Below are 1,892 nucleotides of genomic sequence, written 5' to 3' on the forward strand. Positions count from 1 at the left end.
CGTGCGACCACCCGTCGCACGTTGGTGTCGACCACCGGGACGCGCTGCCCGTGGGCGAAACACGCCACCGCGCGGGCGGTGTAGTCACCGACGCCCGGCAGCGCGAGAAGGGCCTCGACGTCGGTGGGGACCTCGCCGCCGTGTCGATCGACGACGACGAGGGCACACTCCTGCAGTCGGAGGGCGCGGCGGGGATAGCCGAGCTTGCCCCACATCCGGATCACCTCGGCGGGGGATGCCTCGGCGAGCTCGGCCGGGCCGGGCCACCGCTCGAGCCACGCCCGCCAGACCGGTTCCACCCGCGCCACGGGGGTCTGCTGGCTCATGACCTCGCAGAGCAGGATCTCCCACGCGCCGACACCCGGGCCGCGCCAGGGCAGGGGACGACCCGCACGGTCGAACCAGGACAGCAGGGCGGAGGGGTCGAGAGAGGTCACCGTGCCTCCCCGGGAGCGGGGTGTGCACAATATGAGTCATGCCTCATACCGATCCCATCAAGGCCTGGGCCTCCCTCCGCGACGGTAATCATCGATTCGTCGAGGGCGAGATGCGTCATCCCGGTCAGAATACCGAGCACAGGGAGACGCTCGTCGCCGCCCAGCACCCCAAGGCCGTGCTGTTCGGGTGCTCGGACTCGCGGGTGGCGGCCGAGATCATCTTCGACCAGGGTCTCGGGGACCTCTTCGTGATCCGCACCGCCGGCCACATCAGCGACTCGGCGGTGCTCGGGTCGATCGAGTACGCGGTCCACGTCCTGGAGACCCCGCTGATCGTGGTGCTCGGTCACGACAGCTGTGGCGCCGTCAAGGCCACGGTCGATGCGCTCAACACCGGTGAGATCCCGCCCGGGTTCCTGCGTGACGTGGTGGAGAAGGTCTCACCGTCGATCCTCAACGGGCGCCGCGAGGGTCTGAGCACCATCGACGATTTCGAGGCGCGCCACGTCCTCGAGACCGGCGAGCTCCTGCAGCAGCGCTCCAAGATCATCAGCGACCGGATCGACGCGGGGCGGCTCGCGATCGTCGGTGTGACCTACAAGCTCTCGGACGGGCGCGCGTATCTGCGCAGCGCGCTGGGGGAGGTCGAGGACACCCCCCACGGTCCGGGTGAGGAGATGATCGCGGTCTAGGGACACGCCGCGAGGGGGCTCCGGTGCGGCGCCCCCTCGGCCCTAGAGTTGGGCCCGTGCACGAACCCCAGGGCTCCCTACCGCGCGAAGTCTATGTGCGGCGCCGCGTCGCAGCCGTCGCCATCGCGGTCGTCGCCGTCCTGGCCGTGGTGCTGGCGCTGTTCCTGGCCTCCCGGGACAGCGGGACGGACACGCAGGATTCGGCGGCGGGTGGCGAGGTCGACTCGGCCGAGGCGGCCACCACCTCGGAGACCACGACGACCGAGACCACCGCCCGGGACGACGGCGGTGCCTCGCGGGGCCGGTGCGCGGACGAGGACCTGAGTCTGGAGGTCTGGTCCGCCGAGCCCAACGTCCCGGTCGGCGAGGATGTCCGGTTCTTCGTCAACATCCTCAACACCTCGGACACGACGTGCGACCGCGACCTCTCCGAGGCGCCGCTGTCTTTCGAGGTCTACCGCCTGGACACGAACGTCAAGGTGTGGTCGAGCATCGACTGCACCACCCCCCGCGAGGACGACGAGGTCGACCTCCGCCCCGGTGAGCCCGAGCCCCGCCAGATCGACTGGACCGGCCGCCGGTCCGCGGAGGGCGCCTGCTCGGAGGCCGATCGGACCCCGGTCGAGGTGGGCGCCTACCAGGTCTACGCGCTGGTCGGGAACGTCTTCAGCCCGGCGGCCACCTTCAACGTGGTCGAGGGCGACTGACCGTCCGGGGTGTCGGGCGCGACTGGCATGTGAGGCAGACGCCGCGGACGCCGTCC

General features: G+C 70.8%; 2 protein-coding genes and 1 pseudogene. 2 read left to right on the plus strand and 1 reads right to left on the minus strand.

Going from position 1 to position 1,892, the window contains the following annotated elements; all coding sequences use genetic code 11:
• Positions 1–437: pseudogene (locus tag G6020_RS12365) on the minus strand (A/G-specific adenine glycosylase); the annotation flags it as partial.
• A gap of 38 nt (positions 438–475) precedes the next feature.
• On the opposite strand from G6020_RS12365, the gene G6020_RS12370 reads away from it, so the two are divergent.
• Complete coding sequence (locus G6020_RS12370) at positions 476–1,129, plus strand: carbonic anhydrase (RefSeq protein WP_182610831.1); 654 nt, start codon at positions 476–478, stop codon at positions 1,127–1,129.
• Positions 1,130–1,185: 56 nt separating this feature from the next.
• The gene (locus tag G6020_RS12375; RefSeq protein ID WP_182610832.1) at positions 1,186–1,836 is read left to right on the plus strand and encodes a hypothetical protein; all 651 of its coding nucleotides are present in this window, start codon (positions 1,186–1,188) and stop codon (positions 1,834–1,836) included.
• The last annotated feature ends 56 nt before the right edge of the window (positions 1,837–1,892 follow it).

The organism is Dietzia sp. B19, from assembly GCF_014145155.1.
In the GTDB taxonomy this organism is placed as follows: domain Bacteria; phylum Actinomycetota; class Actinomycetes; order Mycobacteriales; family Mycobacteriaceae; genus Dietzia; species Dietzia natronolimnaea.